Consider the following 22,131-nt stretch of genomic DNA (forward strand, 5'->3'; position numbering starts at 1 on the left):
ATCCGATGAAGCTCGCTCCTCTGTTCGCCGCGCTCTCCACCGCCCTGCTGCTGGCCACCACGCCGGCCGCCCATGCCAGCACCGGCCCCGGCGTGAGCTGGCAGGCCGCCGCAGCCGACGCCGACATCGACCGCTACTTCACCCAGGCCAAGGCCGAGAAGAAACCGGTGCTGCTGTACTGGGGTGCCAAGTGGTGCCCGCCGTGCAACCAGCTCAAGGCGACGCTGTTCAACCGCGCGGACTTCATCGAGCAGAGCAAGGCCTTCGTCGCCGTGGGCATCGACGGCGACGCGCCCGGCGCGCAGAAGCTGGGCACGCGCTTCAAGGTGCGCGGCTACCCGACGCTGATCCTGTTCAACCCCAACGGGAGCGAGATCACCCGCCTGCCCGGCGAGGCGGACGCGGCCCAGGTCATGAAGGTGCTGCAGCTGGGGCTGTCCAGCGGCCGCCCGGTCAAGGCCGTGCTGGCGGATGCCCTGAATCCCAAATCCAACGGCAAGAAGCTGTCCGCCAACGAATGGCGTCTGCTGGGCTTTTACGGCTGGGAGACCGACGAGCAGCAACTGCTGCCTGTTGAACAGCGCGCCGCGACGCTGGCGCAGCTCGCCCGCGCCAGCGAGGGCGCCGACGCCGAGACGGCGACGCGGCTGTGGCTGAAGTCCATCGGCGCGCTGGCCGATGGCAAGACAGCCGACGCGGCCCAGTTGCCGCGCCTGCGCGCCGTGCTGGCCGACCAGGCACAGTCGCGTTCGCAGATGGACGTGCTGACCAACGAAGCGCCCGACCTCGTCAAGGCGCTGACGCCGCAACCGGGTGACGCGCGCAGCGCGCTGGTCGCCGAGTTCGACGCCGCGCTGAAGCGGCTGAACGAGGACGCCACGCTGTCCCGCGCCGACCGGCTGAACGCGCTGCAGGGCCGCATCGACCTGGCCCGCATCGACTCGCCCAAGGACGACCCCAACCCGAAGAACATCCCCGCCGCGCTGCTGAACGAGGCACGCGACCAGGCCGCCCGCGCCAACCGCGAAATCACCGATGGCTATGAGCGCCAGGCCGTCGTCACCGGCGCCGCCTACCTGCTCGGCCGTGCCGGCCTGTGGAAGGAAAGCGACGACCTGCTGAAGTCGGCGCTGGCGCGCAGCCACTCGCCCTACTACCTGATGAGCCAGCTCGCCGGCAACGCGAAGAAGCAGGGCAAGAAGCTGGAGGCGCTGCGCTGGTACGAAGAGGCCTTCAACAAGAGCGAAGGCCCGGCCACGCGGCTGCAATGGGGCTCGGGCTATTTCGCCGCGCTGATCGAACTGAGCCCGGAAGACACGCCGCGCATCGAGAAGGCCGCGGCCCAACTGTTCACCGAGGCCGAGAAGGACCCCGGCGCGTTCTACGAGCGCAGCGAACGCTCGCTCAAGCGCGTCGGCACGCTGCTGAACAGCTGGAACCAGTCACCCGCGCAGGCCGCCGCGGTGGGCCGGCTCAAGACCCAGCTCGACGGCGTCTGCGGCAAGCTGGACGGCAGCGATGCGAAGGCCAAGTCGGCCTGCGAGGGGCTGATGAAGCCGGCCCCGCGCAAGGCCTGACCCTCAATCAGGCAAGGCCTTCAGCCTTCAGCGTCGCCTGCACGGCCGGGCGGTTGCGCATGCGCGCCTGGTGGGCGGCGACGTTCTCCAGGCCCGCCAGGTCCACGCCCACGCGCGGCGCCCAGTTCGTGACGACGAAGAAGTAGGCGTCGGCGACCGAGAACGTCTCGCCCATCAGGTAAGACTTGCCGGCCAGCTGCTGGTCCACCCAGCGGTAGCGGTCGGCCAGCTTGGCCTTGAAGATGGCCTTCACGTCGTCCGCCAGCGCCGGGTTGAACAGCGGCGAGTAGCCCTTGTGCAGCTCACTGCCGATGAAGGCCAGCCATTCCTGCACGCGCGTGCGCGCCAGCGAACCGGCCGGTGGCAGCAGGCCCTTGGCAGGCGCCAGGTCGGCCAGGTACTGCACCAGCGCGGCGTTCTCGGTCAGGCGCTGGCCGTCGTCCAATTCCAGCAGCGGCACATAACCGCGCGGGTTGATGGCGTAGTAGTCGCTGCCGTCGGGCAGCTGGTGCGTCTTCAGGTTGACCTGCACGGCCTCGTGGGCGAGGCCCGCCTCGTGCAGCACGATGTGCGGGGTCTGCGAGCAGGCGCCGGGGGCGAAATAGAGCTTCATGGCAAACGTCTCCAAATGAATGGCTGGGAAAGCGGCAAATGCTAAGCCTGCGCCGACCTGCTGCGGCACACTCCCGCCCGGCGCCACAAAGGACGCCGGACATTGCGGAGGGACGGAACATGGATGACGCAGGCTTGAGCGGCCTGGCGGGCGGCACCGCCGCCGTGGTGGCCTCGGCCGACCTGGCCAGTCTGGCGGCCGGCGGCGGCCGGGCCGGCCACGGCCACGGCGCCACGGGCGATTGCCTGAACTGCGGCACTGCGCTGACGCTGAACGCGCGCTTCTGCAGCCAGTGCGGCCAGGACACGGCCAACCATCCGCCGTCGCTGTTCGAGTTCGTGCACGAGTTCGTCAGCCACTACATCGCCGTCGAGGGCACGCTGTGGAAGAGCCTGTGGGGCCTGATGGCCAGGCCCGGCTTCCTGACGCGCGAATACCTCGCCGGCCGCAAGCAGCGCTATGTGCTGCCGCTGCGCCTGCTGCTGACGCTGGGCCTGCTGTTCTTCCTGGCGTTGAAGCTCATGCCGGGCAGCACGCACACGCTAGGCCGGGACGGCGAGGAGGGCGATGAGGTGGCACAGGTGGTGCCCGATGCAGCGTCTGCGGCGTCCGCGGACTCGATCGCCGCGGCCAAGTTCGCCAAGGCGAGGAAGAAGATTTCCGAGCGCTCCGGGGACACGACCATCCTCAGCCCCGACCTCGCCTCACAGCTGCCCCAGGGCATGCAGGACCGCGTCCACCGCGCCGAAACGCATTGGCGCGCCGATCCCAAGGCCTCCATGCATGCGATGGGCGCGACGATGATGGGACTGGCGCCCTACGCGGTGCTGTGCTCGCTGCCGTTCTTCGCCGGCCTGCTGAAGCTGCTGTTCTGGCGTCAGGCCTACGGCGCGCACTTCGTCTTCGCGATGCATCTGCACGCGGCCTGGTACGGCATGCTGCTGGTGGCTGTGCTGCTGCCCTGGGGCCTGGTCGTCTTCGTCGTCTGGGCCTGGTCCAACATCTACCCGGTCATCGCATTGAAGCGGGTCCATGCGGCCAGTTGGTGGACGACCCTGCTGCGCGCCGCGCTGCTGGCGGTGCTGCACTGGTTCATCATCGGCCTGGGCCTGCTGGCCCTGGTCATGGCCGGCGCGCTGGCGGCAGCCTAGAACCCCGACAGCGGCGGCTCGCCCCGCAGGTCGGCGTCCACGTCCATCAGCACGCTGGCCAGCTCCAGCGTGCGCCACAGCGCATCAGGCATGGCCAGGATGGCTTCGGGGGTGCGCGCCTGGCTGACCCAGGCACCGATCTCGGCATGCTGCTCGTGGGTCAGCAGGCAGCGGTCACGCATCTCGTCGAGTGTCTGCACGCTCAGCCTTTCATGGCGGCGCGGTTGCCGCAGCAGGGGTTGGGGTCGAGGACGCCGGCCGTCACTTCTTGCGCGGCCTGGCGGCGGTGGCTGGCGGCGCCTTGGGCACGTCGCCGATGACGGTCTTCAACGGGCAGACCTTGTAGGCCGGGCACTTGGCGCAGCTGGCAACGAGGGCGATGGGGCAAAGCGTCATGGCAGGCTCTCGTGGACGATGGCGGGCTGAAGGGCAGGCTGGATGGCGGCGCCAGCATACGCCGCCATTCATCGCGCGTCAGGCACCATTCAACGCACCAAACTGCCAGCCGCCATCGGCGCCATGGTGGCGCACCGGGCGGCCCGGATACTCGCGGCTATCCGATCCCTGGAGCCCTGCCATGCCCTTCCCCGCCCGGCGCGCCTGTGCGCTCGCCGCCGCCCTGGCGCTCAGCGCGCCGCTGGCTCACGCGGCCTCGCCGCTGAAGCCCTGCCGCATCGACGGCATCCCCAACGAGCTGCAATGCGGCAGCGTGCAGCGCCCGCTGGACCCGGCGCGGCCGGACGGCGTGAAGATCGACATCCACTACCTCGTGGTCCCGGCGATGGCGCGCAACAAGCAGCCCGACGCCGTGCTGATGCTGGCCGGCGGCCCCGGCCAGAGCGCGATCAAGATCGCGGCGCGCGTGCTGCCGCGCCTGTCCAGGCTGAACAACCGGCGCGACCTGGTGTTCGTGGACCAGCGCGGCACCGGCCGCTCCGCGCCGCTGGACTGCCCGGACGACAGCAAGCTGCCCATCACCGAGCAGCTCGACACGGCCGCGCAGATGCGCCGCCTGGACGCCTGCCGCGCGGCACTCGAAAAGCTGCCCTACGGCCAGGACGGCGGCCTGCGTTTCTTCACGACGCCCATCGCCATGCAGGACATGGAGGCGGTGCGCGAGGCCCTGGGGGTGCCGCAATGGAACCTCATCGGCGGCAGCTACGGCACGCGCGCCGCGCTGGAGTACCTGCGCCAGTTCCCGACCCAGGTCCGGCGCACCATCATCGACGGCGTGGCGCCGCCGGACATGGTGCTGCCCGCCAGCTTCTCCACCGACGGGCAGGCCGCGCTGGACAAGCTGCTCGACGCCCATGCCAAGACCCATCCCGGGCTGCGTGACGACTGGCGCAAGCTGCTCGCGTCGCTGCCGCGCGAGGTGACCGTGGCGCAGCCGTTGACCGGCGTGCCGGAGCGCTTCACAGTGGACCGCGAGCTGCTGCTGCGCGCGGTGCGCATGCCGCTGTACCAGCCCGCGCTGGCCGCCGCGCTGCCCGCCGCCATTCACGCAGCGGCGGCGGACGGCAACTTCGCCGGCCTGTTCGGCGTGACCACCGCCTTCGGCAGCAACCCGTCGATGCGCCTGGCGATGGGCATGCACTTCTCGGTGATCTGCGCCGAAGACGTGCCGCGCATCGCCCAGGCCAAGGACGCACCGGGTGCCGACTTCCGCGCCCAGGACGCCGAGATGTACAGCCGCGTCTGCAAGACCTGGCCCCGTGGCGACGTGCCAGCGGCGTTCTACGCCATCCCGCCCGCGCCCAGCCCCGTGCTGGTCATGAGCGGCGGCGCCGACCCGGCCACGCCGCCGCGCCACGGCGAACGCGTCGCGAAGGCGCTGGGCGCCGGCCATGCGGCGCGTGTGCAGCACCTCGTCGTGCCCGAAGCCGGCCACGGCGTCATGGCCATCGGCTGCGTGCGCGACCTGATGTTCCGCTTCATCGACGCCAAGACCGACGCCGCCGCGCTGCCCCAGGAGGCCGCCTGCGCCACCCACATTCCACGCCCGCCGGCGTTCCAGCCCGTCCAGGGAGGGGCGGCGAAATGATCCACATCCAGGACGTTCACAAGCAGTTCGTCGCGCAGTCGGGCGGCAGCCTGTTCAAGCGTGCGCCCAAGCGCGTCGTGCGCGCCGTGCAGGGCGTGAGCCTGCGCGCGGACAACGGCCGCATCACCGGCCTGCTGGGCGCCAACGGCGCCGGCAAGACGACCACGCTGCGCATGCTGGCGGGGCTGTTCCCGCCGGACGCCGGCCAGATGGCCGTGGACGGCATCGTCGTGAAGGACGCACCGCTGAAGGCGCTCGCCCGCATGGGCATCCTGGGCGACGCGCACGGCCTGTACCCGCGCCTGTCCGCCCGCGAGAACATCGTCTACTACGGCCGGCTGCAGGGCATGGACGCCGGCGCCGCCGACGCGCGGGCCGCCGAGCTGGCCCGGCTGCTGGACATGGGCGGCATCCTCGACCGCCGCGCCGAGGGCTTCAGCCAGGGCGAGCGCATGAAGACGGCGCTGGCCCGCGCGCTGGTGCACGACCCCGCCAACATCGTGCTGGACGAGCCCACCAACGGCCTGGACGTGCTGGCCACCCGCGCACTGCGCGAGGCCCTGCGCTGGCTGCGCAGCCCCGAGGGCGGCAGCAAGTGCATCGTCTTCTCCACGCACATCATGCAGGAGGTGGAGCACCTGTGCGACGAGGTCGTCGTCGTGTCCAAGGGCCGCAGCGTGGCGAACGGCAGCGTGCCGGAGCTGCTCGAACAAGCCGGCGAATCCCGCTTCGAGGACGCCTTCGTCAAACTTGCCTTCCCGGAAGAGGTGGCCGCATGAAGCTGGCTTTCCTAGTTTTTGCCAAGGAACTGACCGACGCGCTGCGCGACCGGCGCACGCTGCTGCGCCTGCTGATCCCCGCCGTGCTGATGGGGCCGGCGCTGCTGATGGCGCTGTCGGGCCTGATCGCGTCGATGGAGGAGCGCGCGGACCGCCGCGAGGTGCTGGTCGTGAACATGGAGGCCGCGCCCACGCTGAAGAACTTCATCGAGCGCCAGACCTTCACCATCAAGCCCGCGCCCGCGGACTACGAGGCCAAGCTGCGCGCCACCCGGCTGCTGGAGCCGGTGCTCGTCGTGCCCAAGGACTTCGAGGCCCGGCTGCTGGCCGGCGAGGCGCCGACGGTGGAGATCGTCAGCGACAGCGCCAACCAGCATGCGTCCGCCGGCGTCGGGCCCATCCAGCGCCTGCTGATGGGTTTCAATCGCGAGCGCGCCATGATCAACCTGGCGCTGCGTGGCGTGTCCACCGAGCTGCTGGAGCCCGTCGACATTGAGGAGCGCGACCTCGCCAGCGTGCAGGCGCGCATCGCGCGGCTGACCACCATCGTGCCGATGTTCATCATCATGGCCGTGCTGTACGGCGCGCTGACCGCCGCGCTGGACAGCACGGCCGGCGAACGCGAGCGCGGCTCGCTGGAGCCGCTGCTGATGAACCCGGTGCCGCACGGCGCCATCGTGGCAGGCAAGTGGGGTGCCGTCGCGCTGCTGGGCATGGCGGTGGCGCTGCTGTCCAGCCTGAGCTTCGTGCCCGCGCAATGGCTGCTCAGGAGCGACAGCCTGCAGGCGATGTTCCAGTTCGGCACGCAGGAGGTGCTGTCCTTCTGGCTGCTGCAGATCCCGCTGGCGGCCGGCCTGTCGGCGCTGCTGATGGCGCTGGCCATCCGCTCCAAGACCTTCAAGGAGGCGCAGGCCGGCAGCACGCTGGTGGTCACGGCCGTCAGCCTGATGCCCATGGTCAGCATGCTGAACCCGGGCGGCGACGCGGCCTGGTACCCCTGGGTGCCAGGTCTTGCGCAGAACCAGCTGATGCTGGCCGTGCTCAAGGGCGAGGCGCTGCGCTGGAGCCAGGTGGTGCCCAGCATCGTCGTCGGCGCCGCGCTGACGGCGGTGGCACTGCTGTACGTGGCGCGCTCGATGCGCACGGCGGTGGCGCGATGAAGCGGCTGGCAGGCCCCCTGCTCGCGGCAGCGCTGTCCGGCTGCGCCGGCCTCGGCAGCTTCGAGCCCGCCACGCCGCCGGACTACACCGGCCCGACCGTCAACGTGGCCGACCAGGCGCAGCAGGCGAGCGGCCAGCTGCTGCACGTGTTCGAGATGACGCAGGTGGACGGCCGCCGGCTGTCCAGCACCAGCATGGCCACGGTGCGGGCCAACCAGGGCCGCGGGTTTGCCGTGGCGCCGGTGGCGCTGACCAACGAGCTGCCCGTGCGCCCCGCGCGCGTGCGGTTGCAGGCCGCCACGCAGTACGCCGCGCCCATCCTGGCCATGACCAACCCGACCTGCCGCGTGCAGGGCGAGGTGGTGTTCACGCCGGAGGCCGGCAAGGCCTATCGCGTGGCCGGGCGCATCGCCCCCGAGGCCTGCGAGGCGTGGATCGAGGATCTGGCCACGCACCAGCCGGTGACCGAGACGGTCGCGGGCAAAGGCACCAAGCCCTAACCCAACCGCCGGGCGGCGGCCCCGAGCAGCGCCCGCGAATACGCGCGGTGAAAGCCCAGCAGCGCGTGGAAGAGCCAGCCGAAGCGCGGCTGGCCGCCCTCCTCGCGGCGGCGAGGCATGAACGCGGAGCCGAACCACAGCGTCGTGCCGCCCTCGCCCGCTTCTGCCTTGAACCAGGACCGCGTGACGCCGCTGTCCTCGTGCATCAGCATCTCGTCGCCCTCGCGGGCCTCGACGGTCCAGGCGGCCATGCGCCGGTCCTCACCCTGCGCCAGCGCGCGGATGTCGGCATCCGTGGACGGGCGGCCTGTGCGGGCGATCAGCCAGCGTTCGAGCTTGAACAGGCGCGTCGTGTAGAACGCCTCGACGAATTCGGCGAGGCTCACGGAGCGCGGCAGCATCAACCTGTAGGCATCGGCAAACGAATTGCGCTCGGCGGCCAGGCGGCCCAGCAGGCTGGTGGGCGGGACGGCGGCGTCGGTGATGATGGGCATGGGTGCGGTCGATTGTGGGGCCGGCTCGCAAGCGCATCAGCCCGGGGCGGTCGTCTCTTCCATCCAGCCCAGCCAGCGCATCGCCTGCGCCCGGCTTTCGCCACACATGTCTTCGCTCGGCTGCAAGGAGCTGCAGACCGCTGGCCGATCCGGCCGCCCAAAAATCCTGCAGCGCTCGTCCTCGCCGAGCTGGACACAGCGCACCCCGGCAGGTTTGCCGCCTGGCATTCCGGGGATGGCGCTGGAGATTGACGGCGCAATGCAGCAGGCGGCGCAACGGGGGCGGCAGTCCATGGTGAAAAGGGTGAGACGACGGGTGAGAGACAGGGATTGTCGATGCGCGCCCCGCTACATTCAGGGAACACCAGGGTTATCACTATGCTGCTCCGCACCGGCCTCGTCCTCGCGCTTTGCCTGACAACAGCAGGGCATGTCGCCCAGGCCCAGGGCCAGACACCGCCGCGCCTACCGCCGGTCGACCAGGCCACCTCGGTGCCCGACTTCTTCAGCTTTCGCGCCCGGCTGCAAGCCGCCGTCGCCCGACACGACGGCGCCGCCGTGCTGGCGGCGCTCGGCAAGGACGTGGAGCTGTCCTTCGGCGGCGAGCACGGCATCGAGGACTTCAAGGCGATGTGGAAGCCTGACACCGCCGACAGCCTGTTGTGGGACACGCTGGCAACCGTGCTGTCGCTGGGCGGCAGCTTCGACGGGCACGGGCGCTTCTTGGCGCCTTACGTCACGTCCACCTGGCCGCGCGGCTCGGACATCTACACCGCGGTCGCGGCGGTGGGCAGCAGCGTGAATGTGCGTGCGGCGGCCAGCGATACCGCGCCGGTCGTCGCTAACCTGGACTTCTCCATCGTCGACACCGCTGATCAGTCCGGCGAGCCCACGAGCTGGGTCGGCGTGAAGCTGCCGTCCGGCCAGGTCGGCCACGTCCGCTCAACGCAGGTGCGCAGCCCCATCGACTACCGCATCGGCTTTTCCCAGGTGCAAGGCCGCTGGCAGATCGACTATTTCCTGGCAGGCGACTGATCTCACGCGCCGCCCCAGGGCAAGCGGCCCATGGGGTGACTTATCCACAGCCGCTTCGTAAAATTCGGGGTTTGCCCGAGCGCTCGCGCGGGCCACGTTCTTTCCAGGACCGAGATGCTCTACCCCAAGGAATTCGATGTCATCGTCGTCGGCGGCGGCCATGCCGGCGCCGAGGCGGCGCTGGCCGCCGCCCGCATGGGCGCCCAGACGCTGCTGCTGACCCACAACATCGAGACCCTGGGCCAGATGAGCTGCAACCCCAGCATCGGCGGCATCGGCAAGGGCCACCTCGTGAAGGAGGTCGATGCGCTGGGCGGCGCGATGGCTCTGGCCACCGACGAGAGCGGCATCCAGTTCCGCATCCTCAATGGCTCCAAGGGCCCGGCCGTGCGCGCCACCCGCGCGCAGGCCGACCGCATCCTCTACAAGGCCGCCATCCGCCGCATGCTGGAGAACCAGCCCAAGCTGCAGCTCTTCCAGCAGGCGGTGGACGACCTGATGGTGGAAGGCGACCGCGTCGTCGGTGCCGTCACGCAGGCCGGCATCCAGTTCCGCGCCCGCGCCGTCGTGCTGACGGCCGGCACCTTCCTGGACGGCCGCATCCATGTGGGCTTGCAGAACTACAGCGCCGGCCGCGCAGGCGATCCGCCGGCGGTGAGCCTGTCGGCGCGGCTGAAGGAGCTGAAGCTGCCGCAGGGGCGCTTGAAGACCGGTACGCCGCCACGCCTGGATGGCCGCACGATCGATTTCAGCAAATGCGAGGCCCAACCCGGCGACTTGCACCCCTCGCCGGTGTTCAGCTTCATGGGCCACGCCGCCCTGCACCCCCAGCAGGTGCCCTGCTGGATCACGCACACCAACGCACGCACGCACGAGATCATCCGCAGCGGCTTCGACCGCAGCCCCATGTTCACCGGCGTCATCGAGGGCGTGGGCCCGCGCTACTGCCCCAGCATCGAGGACAAGGTCAACCGCTTCGCCGACAAGGACTCGCACCAGATCTTCCTGGAGCCGGAAGGCCTGACGACGCACGAGTTCTACCCCAACGGCATCTCCACCTCCCTGCCCTTCGACATCCAGCTCGCCGCCGTGCGCAGCATCCCGGGCCTGGAGAACGCCGACATCCTGCGCCCCGGCTACGCCATCGAGTACGACTACTTCGACCCGCGCGCGCTGAAGGCCTCGTTCGAGACCAAGAGCATCCAGGGGCTGTTCTTCGCCGGCCAGATCAACGGCACAACCGGCTACGAGGAGGCGGCGGCCCAGGGCCTGTTTGCGGGCCTGAACGCCGCGCTGCAGGTGCGCGGGGAAAACGCCTGGACGCCCGCACGCGACCAGGCCTACCTGGGCGTGCTGGTGGACGACCTCATCACCAAGGGCGTGACCGAGCCCTACCGCATGTTCACTAGCCGCGCCGAGTTCCGGCTGCAACTGCGCGAGGACAACGCCGACGCGCGCCTGACCGAGACTGGCCGCCAACTGGGTTTGGTGGACGACGCCCGCTGGGACGCGTTCAACCGCAAGCGCGATGCTGTTTCACGTGAAACAGAGAAGCTGAAGAGCACTTGGGTCCACGCTGGTATTCTGCCGGCGGCGGACGCGGAACGTCTCGTTGGCAAAGCACTAGAGCGTGAGTACACCCTCGTCGACCTGCTGCGCCGACCCGGCGTTGTCTTCGACACGGTCGCCGAGGTGGCTGCGATTGCGCGGCCTGAAGCTGGTGTTTCACGTGAAACATTGAAAACTGAGCTGGGCGCCGAACTGGCGGCCCTCGTCACCGAGCAGGTCGAGATCAGCGTCAAGTACGCCGGCTACATCAACAAGCAGGTTGACGATGTCGCCCGCGCCGCCCACTTCGAGCACCTGAAGTTGCCCGACGAATTGGACTACAGCCTCGTCCATGCCCTCTCCTTCGAGGCGCGTCAGAAGCTCAACACCCACCGCCCCGAAACGCTGGGCCAAGCCTCACGCATCTCCGGCATCACGCCGGCTGCGGTTTCGCTGCTGCTGGTCCACCTGAAGAAGGGCAAGTTCAAGGGCTTCGCCGCCGAGGCCGAAACGGCATGAAGGACACGCTCGAACGCGCCGCCCGCGAACTGGGCCTGGATCTCAGCGACGCCCAGCTCGACCAGTTGCTGGACTATCTGGCCCTGCTGCAGAAGTGGAACAAGGTCTACAACCTGACGGCCGTGCGTGACCCGGCGCAGATGCTCAGCCACCACTTGGTGGACAGCTTGTCGGTCATCGCGACGCTGCAGCGCCACGGCGCACCTGCACGGCTGATGGACGTGGGCGCCGGTGGCGGGCTGCCCGGCGTGGTCATCGCCATCTGCTGCCCCGGCACGGACGTGACCTGCGTGGATGCGGTGGCGAAGAAGGCCACCTTCATCCAGCAGGTGGCGGCGGAGCTGAAGCTGCCCCACCTGCATGGCGTGCACAGCCGGGTGGAGCAGCTGAAGATCGACTCCTTCGGCGTCATCACCTCCCGCGCCTTCGCCTCGCTGCTGGACTTCACCACCCTCACCCGCCAGCACCTGGCACCGGACGCGGTCTGGCTCGCGATGAAGGGCCAGCACCCGGCCGACGAAATCGCCGCGCTGCCTGCCGACGTGGACGTGTTTCACGTGGAACAGTTGGCCGTGCCAGGCCTGGATGCGCAGCGCTGCATCGTTTGGATGCGGCCCCGCTGAAGCAGCACCGGGCTGTGGGCCGCTCGCTTAAACTGGCCGCCCCACCCCGTCGCCCACCCACATGTTCGGCATCGCAGACTACGGCGCCTTCGTCGCCGCCATCGTGATCTTTCTTGCGATCCCGGGCCCCGGCAACCTGGCCCTCATCACGTCCACCGGCAAAGGCGGCGTGCGCGGCGGGCTGGCCGCCACGCTGGGCATCATCGCCGGCGACCAGGTGCTGCTGTGGCTGGCCGTGGCCGGCGTGGCGGCGCTGCTGGCCGCCTACCCGGCCGCCTTCCACGCCGTGCAGTGGCTGGGCGCCGGCTACCTGGCCTGGATGGGCTGGCGCATGCTGGCCGCCAAACCGGGCGACGCACCCGTGCTCAACATCCGGCCGCGCCACTACTTCCGGCAGGCGGCGCTCATCACGCTGCTCAATCCCAAGGCCATCGTGTTCTACATGGCCTTCTTCCCGCTGTTCGTCGACCCGGCGCGGCACCAGGGCGCCCTGACCTTCGCGGCGATGGCGGCCACCATCGCGGCGCTGACCTTCCTGTACGGCCTGGCGGCCGTGCTGCTCACTCACTTCCTCGCCGCGCGGCTGCGCGCCAGGCCCTGGATCACGCGTGCGCTGAACCGGGTGGCCGGCGTCTGTCTGATCGGCTTTGGCGTCCGGCTGGCCCTGTCCAAGTAGAAGATGGCATCCAAGATTTTCTGCATCGCCAACCAGAAGGGCGGCGTCGGCAAGACCACCACCACCGTCAACCTCGCCGCCGGCCTGGCGCAGATCGGCCAGCGGGTTCTGGTCGTCGACCTGGACCCACAGGGCAACGCCACCATGGGCTCCGGCATCGACAAGCGCAAGCTCGAGTTGACCGTCTACGACGTGCTGCTGGAGTCCGCTTCCATCGCGGAGGCCCGCGTGCGCGCCGACAAGGCCGGCTACGACGTGCTGGGCGCCAACCGCGAGCTGGCCGGTGCCGAGGTGGACCTGGTCGCGCTGGAGCGCCGCGAGAAGCGCATCAAGACGGCCCTCGCGGAAGTCGCCGAGGACTACGACTTCGTGCTGATCGACTGCCCGCCGTCGCTGTCCATGCTGACGCTCAACGGCCTGTGCAGCGCCCACGGCGTCATCGTGCCCATGCAGTGCGAGTATTTCGCGCTGGAGGGCCTGACCGACCTGGTCAACACGATCAAGCAGATCCACGCCAACCTGAACCCCGACCTGCAGATCATCGGCCTGCTGCGCGTCATGTTCGACCCGCGCATCACGCTGCAGCAGCAGGTCAGCGACCAGCTCAAGACGCACTTCGGCAACAAGGTGTTCGACACCGTCATCCCGCGCAACGTGCGGCTGGCCGAGGCACCCAGCTACGGGCTGCCGGGTGTCGTGTTCGACCCCGCCTCCAAGGGTGCGCAGGCCTTCGTCGAGTTCGCCAAGGAAATGGTGCGGCGCATCGAGACGATGCGGTGAGCCCCCTCGCCCTGCGCGCCGAACTGGCCGGCCTCGACGCCAGCGCCCCGCCCCAGCAGGCCGACATCGACGGCTGGCTGATCCGCCTGTCGCCCGGCAAGGCCAAGCGCTCGCGCTGCATCAACGCCCTGCGCGAAGGCACGCTGCCGCTGGACGAGCTGCTGGCCCGCTGCCAGCAGGCCTATGACGCCGCCGGCCTGCCAATGGCCATCCGCGTGACACCCTGGAGCCAGCCGGCCGACCTGGACGACCGGCTGGCCGCCAAGAGCTGGGGCGCGTTCGATGCGGCCGACGTGATGCTGCTGGACGCGCTGGTGCCGGACACCTCGCCAGTCCCGCTCCAGGCCCTGTCCGCACCGGCGTATGCAGCCACGGTCGGCGCACTGCGCGGCTCCACGGCCACGGCCATCGACGCCCACGCGCAGCGCATTGCTAACGCCCCGGTCACCTACCAGGGCTTCGCGCTGAACGACGGTGCCGGCCAGCTGCTGGCCTGCGGACAGATGGTGGTGGACGGCGATCTTGTGGGCCTGTATGACATTGCCTCGGCCGTCCCGCGCCAGGGCCATGCGGACCGGCTGTGCCGCGCGCTGCTGACCCTTGCCCACGCCCAGGGTGCGCGGCAGGCCTACCTGCAGGTGGGCAGCGACAACGCCATCGCGCAGCGCCTGTACACGCGCATGGGCTTCGTGTTCGCCTACCGCTACCACTACCGCAGCCCGGAGGCGGTGCTGGCATGAGCGCGCCAGCCGGCGTGGTGCTGCGCCGCCTCGCGGCCACCGACTTGGCCGCCTTCCAGCACTACCGCCACGACCCCGAGGTGGGCCGCTGGCAGGGCTGGACGCCGCGGTCCGACGCCGACGCGCTGGCCTTCCTGAACGAGATGGCGGCGATCCCGCTGTTCGCGCCGGGGCAGTGGACGCAGCTGGGCATCGCCGACGCCTCGACTGGCGCGCTGCTCGGCGACATCGGCATCCACATCAGCGCCGATGGCCGCGGGGCCGAGTTCGGCTTCAGCCTGGCGCGCGCTGCGCAGGGGCGGGGCATCGCCGCGGCCGCCGTGGGCGCCGCCATCGCGATGGTCTTCGAGCAGACCGGGGCCGAACACATCAGCGCGCAGACCGATGCACGCAACACCGCCTGCGTGCGCCTGCTGCAGCGCCTGGGCGCCACCCGCGTCGCGCGCATCGACACCGAGTTCCGCGGCGAACCTTGCGAGGAATGGCGCTACCGGCTGGCCACCCGGCCGACCACCCCGGGCGACCACGGCTGAGGCGGGGCGCGGGCATCAGCCCGGCCGAGCCACCCGCACGAACCGGTGCACGGCGGCGGCGCGTGCCGCGAAGGCGCCGCTGAACAGCCCGAGCACGGCGCTCAGCGCCGCGACGAACCAGGCCTCATGCAGCACCGGCGCATCGACGCCCGTGGCGAAGCCCAGCGCGAACTTGGCCGCGAAGATGCCGACCATCAGGGCCATCGGCAGCCAGCTGCCGGGCACCCGCACCGCGGCCCCCTCGCGTGCCAGCCCGCGCGGCGCCAGGACCGGCGCACCGAGCACCAGCGCGGCCGCGAAACCCGCGCCCCAGGCCAGCACCGGCAGCGCGCCGAGACCAAACGCGGACGTCACCCCGTAGAGCGACAAGGCCAGCATCGCCAACGCCACCTTGGCGAGCGTGCCGGGCTGGACCACGCGGTCGCGTGACTGGCGAAAGCCCAGGACGACGAGGCCGGCAAGGATGGCCAGCGGCCAGACGGGGAGGGAGGCGGTCATGGGAACTCCGTGCGTTGGGTTGCGATGGCCGCACTGTGCGGTCCCGCAGCCCGCCGCGCGAGCGGCAGGCGACGAATCGACAGCGCGAGGCACGGATCGCCGCTCGACCGCCGTGAGTGGGCCGCGTCCCTCGGGCTGTGGGCTGCAGGCCGGCTCAGCGCAGCCGCGCATCCAGCCAGTTCAACACCCGCACATCCTGGAAGTAGTTGGTGTGGTGCGTCTCGGCGCTGGTGCCGAGGTCCTCCCAGTGCGGCGCGGCCAGCACCTGGTCGCCCAGCCGGTTCATCGAATCGCTGTCGACGACCAGGTCGTTGGCCTGGCCGAACACCAGGTCGGCGCCGTAGTACATCGCCTGGCCCTTCAGGTGGGTCACGCGCTTCCAGAACTTCCACAGCGGCTCGTTGACCTCCGACGGCATGTAGCTGCCGCCGATGGCGCGCACCTCGGCCCCCGCCGGCAGCGGGTAGAGCTGCGCCAGCTCCAGGTTGTTGCCCACGCGGCCCTGCGCCAGCAGCCCGGGCACCAGGCCCACGGCGGCGTCCGCCAGCGGCGTGCGCGCGCCCAGCTCCAGCACCTTGCCCAGCACGCAGGCCAGGCCGCTGACGCCCAGCGCCAGCGGCTGCAGGCCCGGCGGCGCGACCTTGCCCGCCTTGGACGCGGCTTCGGACACCGCATCGGCAAAGCTCGCCAGCGTGTCCAGCGCCTGGCGCAGCTTGTCCGGCGCGGCCAGCGACGTGCCGGCCAGCGGCGAGCCGACGAACAGCGCCTGGCGCGCGCGCAGGTCGGGCGCCAGGCGCAGCAGCCACGAGATGACCAGGCCGCCGCGGCTGTGGCCGACGAAGTCGAACTCCGCCGTGCCGCCCGCCAGCGCGTCGCGCAGCGCCAGCGCGTTCAGCCAGGGCGCGACGCTGAGCGTGGGGTGGTCGAAGGCCAGCACCGCGGCATAGGCGCCGCCCGGGGCGCCCAGGCGCTCGAACAGCGTCTCGCCCTCCAGCGTGGCGGCGAACTCCTTGGCATACATGGCGCTCGCGCTGAAGGTGCCGTGCACCAGCACCAGCACGCGGCCCTGCAGCGCGGCCATGAAACCGGCCGGCAGCGGCGCCCAGCGCTGCCCGTCCCAGCGGCGCAGGCCCTGGGCCGGCGCGGTCAGCTCGCCGAGCACGGGGTTGAGGTGCTTGTCCAGCCGCTGCAGGCCGGCGGTGACGGCGTTCTCGCCCAGTTCCGGGAAGGGGATGCGCTCCACCGTCTCGCGCGGGTCCAGCCCCACGGCGCGCCAGCTGCGCCGCGCACCGCTGGCGCCACGCGGCCGGGCGGGCGGCTCGTAGACCCAGCGCAGCATGCCGTCGTCGCGCACCAGGCGCACGGCGGCGCGGCCGTCGTCGCGCGCGCTGTCGAAGCCGCGGCGGCGGCGCTGCTGGATGGACGCCCGCGCGTCGTCGGTGCGCGCCGTGGCGGGCTCGGCGAGCTGCTCACGTGCATCGGCCCAGAGCTGTTGCGGCGTCATCACATGCCCTCCTTCAGCAGCGGCAGCGGCGTCACCTGCGCTTGGCGGGCGGTGACGATGTCCAGCATGGAGTCGTAGTCGGCGCGCTCGGACAAGGCCTCCACGCCGGCCTCGATGGCCTCGACGAAGCCGCAGTGCTCCGTCAGCCGCACCGTCTCGATGGGCACCAGCTTGCGCTCGCGGATCCAGCGCCGCACCTCGGCCCAGCTCGCCTTGCCGGCATGCCAGCTGACGACCTGCGCGTTGGCCGCGGTGCTGCCACCGGCGTCCGCCTCCACGACCTCGCTGTAGTTGGTGGCGCTCATCTTCTGGTACTCCTCCTGGAAGCTGCGGTGCCGCCACCAGCCGGGCAGCGCATGCCCTTCGAGCAGGAAGACGACCGGGTAGATGTCCACCAGCTCCAGGCAGGCGGCGAACAGCAGCGCCAGGTCGATGCAGGTGCCCGCGCGCCCTTCGCGCACCATGGACGGCACGCGCAGCCGCTGCGAGTCCAGCTCGCCGCTGTAGCTGGGCGGCGGGTTGATGTAGCCCAGCCCCCAGTCGTGCAGCAGCGTGGCCCACAGTGCCTCGACCTGCCGGTCCACGCCGCGCAGACCCTCTTCGTCGATGGCATCCTCGCGCACGCACTGGTAGCCGTCGAAGCCCGCCGTCGGGTCGTCGCGCAGCACGCGGTTGTAGCGCTGCGCGTTGGACACGGCGTCCAGCACGGCCGGGTCGCGCGGCAGCACGAACGACGGCAGCCAGCGGCCGTCGCGGCGGTTGTCGCGCCACTGGTCCACCGGCAGCAGGCGCAGGCGGTGGCTGTCGTGGTACAGCACCTCGTCGCCCTGGCGCACGCAGACGGACAGGCTGGTGTTGATGGCCTCGTGCACACTGCGTGCGACCTCGGCCGTCAGCGGCACGTGGATCTTGTCGGTCAGCTTCTCGCGCAGCTGGCGCATGCGCACGCGGCGCTGGAAGCGCGCCACCTCCGCACCCATGTGCACGGCCACGTCGACGTCCAGCGGCGCCGCGGCCTTGGGGTTGTCGCAGCTCAGCACGAAGCGCTTGAACAGCGGCTGCGCGTTGTGCAGCACGGCGTAGTTCAGCTCGGGGAAGGGCTCGATCTCGCAGCGCACCGCATTGGATGCGGCCGGTGCCTCCCGCTTCTCGCGCTTCTCCTGCGCCCGGCGCAGATGCTCCTCGCGCGTCGCGCGGTCGACGAACACCGGCGCGCCCACCCACAGCGTCACGCCGGTCGCGTCCACCGACTCGGGCAGCTCGCGCACCGTCTGCCAGGCCCGCTCGAACGCGGCGGGCAGGTCGAAGCCGTTGGCGAACAGGCGGCCCAGCACCTGCGTCACGGTGAACTCGGCCAGCGAATCGTCGAACGCATCCTGGAAGCCCATCGCCGCCAGCGACGCCCCCTCGGCCACCACCATGGGCGCCAGCCGCGCGGCGCTGTTCCAGACGTTGAAGGTCGTCAGGTAGGCCGGCGCGCCGGCCTCGGCCATCAGGCGGGCCAGCGCCTGCGCGCCGACCAGCAGCGGGTAGCGGTCGTCGCCGCGCAGCAGCAGGCCGTCCAGCATGCGGCGCGAATCGGCCTGGATCGCGTCCACGAGCTGGCGGGTCTCGTCCAGCCAGGTACCGCTGGCGTCGTCCCAGGAACGCACGCCGGTCAGCGCCGTGGGGCCGATGTGCGTGCGCAGCTCGCGCAGCGCCTGGTGGCTGTCCATGCCGGCAAAGTGCAGCAGGTGCGGCCGGTGCTCGCGCAGCGCGGCCTGCAGCTCGTCGATGCTGGGGTAGTCCAGCTCGCGCACCGTCGTCACGTCGCGCGGCAGCGCCTGGCGCAGCTTCTCCAGCTCGTCGGTCACGGTCCACAGCTCGCGCAGCTCGGAGGGCAGCGCGTTGACGAACAGCACGCGCAGCCCGCCGGCCGGCAGGTCCACGGCCTCGCGCGCCAGCAGCTGCCAGCCGCCGCGCGCCTTGGCGGGCCGCTGCACCTGCAGCTCGCGGATGACCGTCAGCGGCCGCGTGCCGCCGTTGCCGCTGCCGCTGCCGCTGCCGCTGCGGCGCTGCTCGCGCGTGGCCGCGGCGAGCACGTACTCCCACGGGAAGATGCGGCCTTCCCAGCAGTCCTGCTCGCGCTGGTAGGGCACGCGCACGACCAGCATGGGCTCGCGGCCCAGGGCCTCGGCGTCCAGGCCCAGCAGGCTCAGCGTCGCGCGGGCGTCGGCCTGGTGCTGTTCGCGCGCCTGGGTGTCGTGGATCCAGCGCTGGCGGGAGCGCAGCAGGTAGGTCCAGCGCAGCGCCTGCTGGGCCAGGCTCTGGCGCGGGCGGCCGTCGGCGTCGAGGGTCTGCGCCTGCACGGCTGCGCCGCGCAGGTCGCTCGCGCTGGCGACGTGAACGCCGGCGAGCAGCGCGTTCTGCGGTGAATCCTTGACACCCATGCTGGCCCGCTCCCGGCCGCGCTGCGGCAATGAGTCGACGAAGCCGGCAGTATCGCGAGCCTGCGGCGGGGCGCAATGGCTGCTTGTATGACGCGGCCACCGGCCGCGCCACGGTCAGACCAGGCCGAGCGCCTCGTCCAGGCCCAGGTGCACGTTCATCGACTGCACCGCCGCGCCGCTGGCGCCCTTGCCGAGGTTGTCCAGTCGGCTGATGAGTAGCACCTGCCCGTCCTTGTCATCCGGCGAGGCGAACACGAACAGGTCGACGCGGTTGGTGTCGTTGCACGCCTGCACGTCAAAGAAGCCGTTCTCCAGCGTGGCCGCGTCGCGCAGCGGCATCACGCGGATGAAGCGCTCGCCGGCGTAATGCGCCGCCAGCGCCGCATGCACGGCCTCGGGCGTCGTGCCGGGCTTGAGCTGGCTCAGCTGCAAGGGCACGCTGACCGCCAGGCCCTTGTAGAAGCTGCTGACGATGGGCATGAAGACCGGCGGCGCCGCCAGGCCGGTGTGGGCCATCATCTCCGGCAGGTGCTTGTGCTTCAGGCCCAGGCCGTAGGGCCGCGGCGCCTTGAGGTGCTCGGGCAGCGGCTGCTGCTCGTATTCGGCGATCATGGACTTGCCGCCGCCCGAATAACCGGTGATGGAGGTGGCACTGACCGCCGCCTCGCGCGGCAGCAGGCCGGCGTCCACCAGCGGGCGCACGGCCAGGATGAAGGCGCTGGCATGGCAGCCCGGGTTGGCGATGCGCTTGCTGGCCTGGATGGCGCCGCGCTGGCCCTTGGCCAGCTCGGGCAGGCCGAAGGCCCAGCCCGGCGCCGTGCGGTGCGCCGTGCTGGCGTCGATGAGGCAGGTGCGGTCGTTGTTGACCATGAACGCCGCCTCGCGCGAGGCCACGTCGGGCAGGCACAGGAAGGCCACGTCCGCCGCGTTCAGCAGCCGCGAGCGCTCGGCCGGGTCCTTGCGCTTGTCCGCGTCGATCTTCAGCACCTCGATGTCGCTGCGCGCCGCGAGGTACTCGTGAATCCGCAAGCCGGTGGTGCCCTCCTGGCCATCCACAAACACCTTGAACGTCATTGCCGCTGCTCCGCTGAAAATCCAGCCATGCAGGATAAGGGCAAACCATGAATTCGACACGCGTGCTGCTGCTGCCGGGCTGGCAGAACTCCGGCCCCGGCCATTGGCAAAGCCGCTGGGAGACGCTGTACGGCGACCTGCGCGTGCAGCAGCACGACTGGGACTGGCCCAGGCGCGGCGACTGGATGGCGCGCCTGGACGAGGTCCTCCTGCAGGACGACGCACCGGCCGTGCTGGTGGCGCATTCACTGGGCTGCCAGCTCGTCGCGAGCTGGGCGGCACACTCGCAGCACACGGGCCGCGTGAAGGGCGCGCTGCTCGTCGCACCGCCCGACACCGAGCGCGAGGACATGCCGCCGCAGCTGCACAACTGGCGCCCCATCCGCCGCCAGCGCCTGCCCTTCGCCAGCGTCGCCGTCATCAGCAGCGACGACCCCTTCGGCGCGCTCGAACGCAGCACGCAGATGGCGGCGGACTGGGGCGCCAGCGTCGTCATCGCCGGCCCGCGCGGGCACCTGAACGCCGACTCCGGCCTGGGCGACTGGCCCGAGGGCCGCGCGTTGCTCGACGACCTCGCCGGACGCTGAAAGACAATCCGCCCATGGCTACGAAAAAACCCAAGGGCCTCGGCCTCGGCCTTGAAGCGCTGCTCGGCCCCAAAGTCAGCGACACGCCCACGCCGGAGCGCGACGGCCTGCCGTCCACGCTCAAGCTGGAGCAGCTGCAGGCCGGCAAGTACCAGCCGCGCACGCGCATGGACGAGGGTTCGCTGTACGAGCTGGCCGAAAGCATCAAGGCGCAGGGGATCATGCAGCCTATCCTGGTGCGCCCCATCACGCCGCTGGGCGGCGTGGCCTACGAGATCATTGCCGGCGAGCGGCGCTTTCGCGCAGCGAAGCTCGCGGGCCTGCGCGAAGTGCCGGTGCTCGTGAAGGCGGTGCCCGACGAATCGGCCGCCGCGATGGCGCTGATCGAGAACATCCAGCGCGAGGACCTGAACCCGCTGGAAGAGGCACAAGGCCTCAAGCGCCTGACGGACGAATTCGGCCTCACGCACGAGCAGGCTGCGCAGGCCGTGGGCCGCTCGCGCAGCGCGGCGAGCAACCTGCTGCGACTGCTGAACCTGGCCGCACCGGTGCAGAACATGCTGATGGCCGGTGACCTGGACATGGGCCATGCGCGTGCGCTGCTGCCCCTGGACGGTGCCACGCAGATCACGACGGCCAGCGAGATCGCGGCGAAGAAGCTCAGCGTGCGCGAGGCTGAGAAGCTGGTGGCCAGGCACCAGGGTGCCGCCCGCCAGACGCCGCTGCTGCGCGTGAAGAGCGACAAGACGCGCGACGTGCTGCGGCTGGAAGAGGAGCTGGCCGATGCGCTCGGCGCGACCGTCGAGGTGCGTGTCAAGAAGCGCAGCAAGCGCGGCGGCCAGAGCGGCGAGCTGGCCATCCATTTCGACTCGCTGGATGCGCTGTCGAGCCTGCTCGACAAGCTGCGCGCGCGCTGAGCCGGCACGGCCCACGGCCAGGCCGCGCGCAATGCGGCGGCGTCTGACAACGAGCGCACGGCAAGCATCCAACACTGGCATGGCAGTACAGCGGCGATGGCCACGGGCACGGGCCGCCATGGCCGTTGCACTGCATGCGCTGCCCGCACATTTCCTTATGCAAAGCCCGTTCGATGACGGCCACAAGGCCCCCTCGTTCGTGTGGTTTGACCAACAGGTGCCAGGTCTTGCCCTACAGGGCGTCGTATGCTGGGCTGCACCCTGTCAACGAAACGGGAGCTTCGTGGGTTGATAGGCAGAGGCAGCCTGTTTCCTGAGATAGACGCCTAGCCCGCCACGCCGCCCACGCG

Annotated in this window: 24 protein-coding genes; 15 read left to right on the top strand and 9 right to left on the bottom strand. The window is 70.7% G+C overall.

Annotated elements, in window-relative coordinates:
* Positions 1–5 precede the first annotated feature (5 nt).
* On the top strand, positions 6–1,577 hold the full coding sequence (locus ACO07H_RS02980) for a thioredoxin family protein (protein WP_422010959.1): 1,572 nt from the start codon (positions 6–8) through the stop codon (positions 1,575–1,577).
* A gap of 7 nt (positions 1,578–1,584) precedes the next feature.
* Here the strand turns inward: ACO07H_RS02980 and gstA are convergent, their stop codons facing one another.
* Positions 1,585–2,190, bottom strand: coding sequence for a glutathione transferase GstA (gene gstA, locus ACO07H_RS02985; RefSeq protein WP_422010961.1), 606 nt, complete (start codon positions 2,188–2,190; stop codon positions 1,585–1,587).
* A 119-nt stretch (positions 2,191–2,309) separates the two neighbouring features.
* Between gstA and ACO07H_RS02990 the strand changes: the two genes are divergently transcribed.
* Positions 2,310–3,341 carry a DUF3667 domain-containing protein gene (locus ACO07H_RS02990; protein ID WP_422010963.1) on the top strand — a complete coding sequence of 344 codons (1,032 nt, stop codon included), beginning with the start codon at positions 2,310–2,312 and terminating at the stop codon, positions 3,339–3,341.
* Here ACO07H_RS02990 and ACO07H_RS02995 read toward each other — a convergent pair.
* Together ACO07H_RS02995 and ACO07H_RS03000 are read right to left on the bottom strand one after the other, a co-directional pair.
* Entirely contained in the window at positions 3,338–3,541 is a 204-nt protein-coding gene (locus ACO07H_RS02995; RefSeq protein WP_422010965.1) for a hypothetical protein, read from the bottom strand. The two genes, ACO07H_RS02990 and ACO07H_RS02995, sit on opposite strands and share 4 nt — an antisense overlap.
* A 61-nt stretch (positions 3,542–3,602) precedes the next feature.
* Positions 3,603–3,737, bottom strand: coding sequence for a hypothetical protein (locus tag ACO07H_RS03000; protein WP_422010967.1), 135 nt, complete (start codon positions 3,735–3,737; stop codon positions 3,603–3,605).
* Between the two features lie 181 nt (positions 3,738–3,918).
* Between ACO07H_RS03000 and ACO07H_RS03005 the strand changes: the two genes are divergently transcribed.
* The 4 genes from ACO07H_RS03005 to ACO07H_RS03020 are packed head-to-tail and all read left to right on the top strand — an operon-like array spanning position 3,919 to position 7,824.
* Positions 3,919–5,385, top strand: a complete 1,467-nt coding sequence (locus tag ACO07H_RS03005; protein ID WP_422010969.1) for an alpha/beta hydrolase — start codon at positions 3,919–3,921, stop codon at positions 5,383–5,385.
* Entirely contained in the window at positions 5,382–6,164 is a 783-nt protein-coding gene (locus tag ACO07H_RS03010) for an ATP-binding cassette domain-containing protein (RefSeq protein WP_422010971.1), read from the top strand. Before ACO07H_RS03005 ends, ACO07H_RS03010 begins: the two co-directional genes overlap by 4 nt.
* A complete protein-coding gene (locus ACO07H_RS03015; protein ID WP_422010973.1) occupies positions 6,161–7,324 on the top strand; it encodes an ABC transporter permease in 1,164 nt (387 codons plus the stop codon). The genes ACO07H_RS03010 and ACO07H_RS03015 overlap by 4 nt, the downstream gene beginning before the upstream one ends.
* Entirely contained in the window at positions 7,321–7,824 is a 504-nt protein-coding gene (locus ACO07H_RS03020) for a hypothetical protein (RefSeq protein WP_422010975.1), read from the top strand. The genes ACO07H_RS03015 and ACO07H_RS03020 overlap by 4 nt, the downstream gene beginning before the upstream one ends.
* Here ACO07H_RS03020 and ACO07H_RS03025 read toward each other — a convergent pair.
* A complete protein-coding gene (locus ACO07H_RS03025) occupies positions 7,821–8,318 on the bottom strand; it encodes a hypothetical protein (protein ID WP_422010977.1) in 498 nt (165 codons plus the stop codon). The two genes, ACO07H_RS03020 and ACO07H_RS03025, sit on opposite strands and share 4 nt — an antisense overlap.
* A gap of 36 nt (positions 8,319–8,354) precedes the next feature.
* Positions 8,355–8,612 carry a YkgJ family cysteine cluster protein gene (locus ACO07H_RS03030; protein WP_422010979.1) on the bottom strand — a complete coding sequence of 86 codons (258 nt, stop codon included), beginning with the start codon at positions 8,610–8,612 and terminating at the stop codon, positions 8,355–8,357.
* A gap of 84 nt (positions 8,613–8,696) precedes the next feature.
* Here ACO07H_RS03030 and ACO07H_RS03035 point away from each other — a divergent pair, with 84 nt between their 5' ends.
* The 7 genes from ACO07H_RS03035 to ACO07H_RS03065 all read left to right on the top strand — a co-directional run bounded on the left by ACO07H_RS03035 (position 8,697) and on the right by ACO07H_RS03065 (position 14,772).
* Positions 8,697–9,353, top strand: a complete 657-nt coding sequence (locus tag ACO07H_RS03035) for a hypothetical protein (protein WP_422010981.1) — start codon at positions 8,697–8,699, stop codon at positions 9,351–9,353.
* Between the two features lie 114 nt (positions 9,354–9,467).
* On the top strand, positions 9,468–11,420 hold the full coding sequence (gene mnmG, locus ACO07H_RS03040; RefSeq protein WP_422010983.1) for a tRNA uridine-5-carboxymethylaminomethyl(34) synthesis enzyme MnmG: 1,953 nt from the start codon (positions 9,468–9,470) through the stop codon (positions 11,418–11,420).
* Positions 11,417–12,043, top strand: coding sequence for a 16S rRNA (guanine(527)-N(7))-methyltransferase RsmG (gene rsmG / locus ACO07H_RS03045; RefSeq protein ID WP_422010985.1), 627 nt, complete (start codon positions 11,417–11,419; stop codon positions 12,041–12,043). The genes mnmG and rsmG overlap by 4 nt, the downstream gene beginning before the upstream one ends.
* Positions 12,044–12,104: 61 nt before the next feature.
* Positions 12,105–12,719: a LysE family translocator gene (locus ACO07H_RS03050; RefSeq protein ID WP_422010987.1), complete on the top strand. Its 615-nt coding sequence runs from the start codon at positions 12,105–12,107 to the stop codon at positions 12,717–12,719.
* 3 nt (positions 12,720–12,722) lie between these two features.
* The gene (locus ACO07H_RS03055; RefSeq protein ID WP_422010989.1) at positions 12,723–13,499 is read left to right on the top strand and encodes a ParA family protein; all 777 of its coding nucleotides are present in this window, start codon (positions 12,723–12,725) and stop codon (positions 13,497–13,499) included.
* Positions 13,496–14,239: a GNAT family N-acetyltransferase gene (locus tag ACO07H_RS03060; RefSeq protein ID WP_422010991.1), complete on the top strand. Its 744-nt coding sequence runs from the start codon at positions 13,496–13,498 to the stop codon at positions 14,237–14,239. The genes ACO07H_RS03055 and ACO07H_RS03060 overlap by 4 nt, the downstream gene beginning before the upstream one ends.
* Positions 14,236–14,772, top strand: a complete 537-nt coding sequence (locus ACO07H_RS03065) for a GNAT family N-acetyltransferase (protein WP_422010993.1) — start codon at positions 14,236–14,238, stop codon at positions 14,770–14,772. The genes ACO07H_RS03060 and ACO07H_RS03065 overlap by 4 nt, the downstream gene beginning before the upstream one ends.
* Positions 14,773–14,787: 15 nt before the next feature.
* Here the strand turns inward: ACO07H_RS03065 and ACO07H_RS03070 are convergent, their stop codons facing one another.
* From ACO07H_RS03070 to argC, 4 genes are all read right to left on the bottom strand, one after another.
* A complete protein-coding gene (locus tag ACO07H_RS03070; protein ID WP_422010995.1) occupies positions 14,788–15,270 on the bottom strand; it encodes a DUF6622 family protein in 483 nt (160 codons plus the stop codon).
* Between the two features lie 154 nt (positions 15,271–15,424).
* A complete protein-coding gene (locus tag ACO07H_RS03075; protein WP_422010997.1) occupies positions 15,425–16,774 on the bottom strand; it encodes an esterase/lipase family protein in 1,350 nt (449 codons plus the stop codon).
* Positions 16,774–19,203 carry a hypothetical protein gene (locus ACO07H_RS03080; protein WP_422010999.1) on the bottom strand — a complete coding sequence of 810 codons (2,430 nt, stop codon included), beginning with the start codon at positions 19,201–19,203 and terminating at the stop codon, positions 16,774–16,776. The genes ACO07H_RS03075 and ACO07H_RS03080 overlap by 1 nt, the downstream gene beginning before the upstream one ends.
* Before the next feature lie 114 nt (positions 19,204–19,317).
* On the bottom strand, positions 19,318–20,277 hold the full coding sequence (argC, locus tag ACO07H_RS03085) for an N-acetyl-gamma-glutamyl-phosphate reductase (protein WP_422011001.1): 960 nt from the start codon (positions 20,275–20,277) through the stop codon (positions 19,318–19,320).
* Between the two features lie 47 nt (positions 20,278–20,324).
* On the opposite strand from argC, the gene ACO07H_RS03090 reads away from it, so the two are divergent.
* Both ACO07H_RS03090 and ACO07H_RS03095 read left to right on the top strand, forming a co-directional pair.
* Positions 20,325–20,864, top strand: coding sequence for an RBBP9/YdeN family alpha/beta hydrolase (locus ACO07H_RS03090; RefSeq protein WP_422011003.1), 540 nt, complete (start codon positions 20,325–20,327; stop codon positions 20,862–20,864).
* A 14-nt stretch (positions 20,865–20,878) separates the two neighbouring features.
* On the top strand, positions 20,879–21,781 hold the full coding sequence (locus ACO07H_RS03095; protein WP_422011005.1) for a ParB/RepB/Spo0J family partition protein: 903 nt from the start codon (positions 20,879–20,881) through the stop codon (positions 21,779–21,781).
* The last annotated feature ends 350 nt before the right edge of the window (positions 21,782–22,131 follow it).

It is taken from the genome of Roseateles sp., assembly GCF_965229315.1.
Lineage (GTDB): Bacteria > Pseudomonadota > Gammaproteobacteria > Burkholderiales > Burkholderiaceae_C > Pelomonas.

What these genes read in the sequence shown, in the direction of transcription:
- ACO07H_RS02980 (WP_422010959.1), top strand. Translation starts at nt 6, where the DNA reads ATGAAGCTCGCTCCTCTGTTCGCCGCGCTCTCCACCGCCCTGCTGCTG.
- gstA (WP_422010961.1), bottom strand. Translation starts at nt 2,190, where the DNA reads ATGAAGCTCTATTTCGCCCCCGGCGCCTGCTCGCAGACCCCGCACATC.
- ACO07H_RS02990 (WP_422010963.1), top strand. Translation starts at nt 2,310, where the DNA reads ATGGATGACGCAGGCTTGAGCGGCCTGGCGGGCGGCACCGCCGCCGTG.
- ACO07H_RS03000 (WP_422010967.1), bottom strand. Translation starts at nt 3,737, where the DNA reads ATGACGCTTTGCCCCATCGCCCTCGTTGCCAGCTGCGCCAAGTGCCCG.
- ACO07H_RS03005 (WP_422010969.1), top strand. Translation starts at nt 3,919, where the DNA reads ATGCCCTTCCCCGCCCGGCGCGCCTGTGCGCTCGCCGCCGCCCTGGCG.
- ACO07H_RS03010 (WP_422010971.1), top strand. Translation starts at nt 5,382, where the DNA reads ATGATCCACATCCAGGACGTTCACAAGCAGTTCGTCGCGCAGTCGGGC.
- ACO07H_RS03015 (WP_422010973.1), top strand. Translation starts at nt 6,161, where the DNA reads ATGAAGCTGGCTTTCCTAGTTTTTGCCAAGGAACTGACCGACGCGCTG.
- ACO07H_RS03020 (WP_422010975.1), top strand. Translation starts at nt 7,321, where the DNA reads ATGAAGCGGCTGGCAGGCCCCCTGCTCGCGGCAGCGCTGTCCGGCTGC.
- ACO07H_RS03025 (WP_422010977.1), bottom strand. Translation starts at nt 8,318, where the DNA reads ATGCCCATCATCACCGACGCCGCCGTCCCGCCCACCAGCCTGCTGGGC.
- ACO07H_RS03030 (WP_422010979.1), bottom strand. Translation starts at nt 8,612, where the DNA reads ATGGACTGCCGCCCCCGTTGCGCCGCCTGCTGCATTGCGCCGTCAATC.
- ACO07H_RS03035 (WP_422010981.1), top strand. Translation starts at nt 8,697, where the DNA reads ATGCTGCTCCGCACCGGCCTCGTCCTCGCGCTTTGCCTGACAACAGCA.
- mnmG (WP_422010983.1), top strand. Translation starts at nt 9,468, where the DNA reads ATGCTCTACCCCAAGGAATTCGATGTCATCGTCGTCGGCGGCGGCCAT.
- rsmG (WP_422010985.1), top strand. Translation starts at nt 11,417, where the DNA reads ATGAAGGACACGCTCGAACGCGCCGCCCGCGAACTGGGCCTGGATCTC.
- ACO07H_RS03050 (WP_422010987.1), top strand. Translation starts at nt 12,105, where the DNA reads ATGTTCGGCATCGCAGACTACGGCGCCTTCGTCGCCGCCATCGTGATC.
- ACO07H_RS03055 (WP_422010989.1), top strand. Translation starts at nt 12,723, where the DNA reads ATGGCATCCAAGATTTTCTGCATCGCCAACCAGAAGGGCGGCGTCGGC.
- ACO07H_RS03065 (WP_422010993.1), top strand. Translation starts at nt 14,236, where the DNA reads ATGAGCGCGCCAGCCGGCGTGGTGCTGCGCCGCCTCGCGGCCACCGAC.
- ACO07H_RS03070 (WP_422010995.1), bottom strand. Translation starts at nt 15,270, where the DNA reads ATGACCGCCTCCCTCCCCGTCTGGCCGCTGGCCATCCTTGCCGGCCTC.
- ACO07H_RS03075 (WP_422010997.1), bottom strand. Translation starts at nt 16,774, where the DNA reads ATGACGCCGCAACAGCTCTGGGCCGATGCACGTGAGCAGCTCGCCGAG.
- ACO07H_RS03080 (WP_422010999.1), bottom strand. Translation starts at nt 19,203, where the DNA reads ATGGGTGTCAAGGATTCACCGCAGAACGCGCTGCTCGCCGGCGTTCAC.
- argC (WP_422011001.1), bottom strand. Translation starts at nt 20,277, where the DNA reads ATGACGTTCAAGGTGTTTGTGGATGGCCAGGAGGGCACCACCGGCTTG.
- ACO07H_RS03090 (WP_422011003.1), top strand. Translation starts at nt 20,325, where the DNA reads ATGAATTCGACACGCGTGCTGCTGCTGCCGGGCTGGCAGAACTCCGGC.
- ACO07H_RS03095 (WP_422011005.1), top strand. Translation starts at nt 20,879, where the DNA reads ATGGCTACGAAAAAACCCAAGGGCCTCGGCCTCGGCCTTGAAGCGCTG.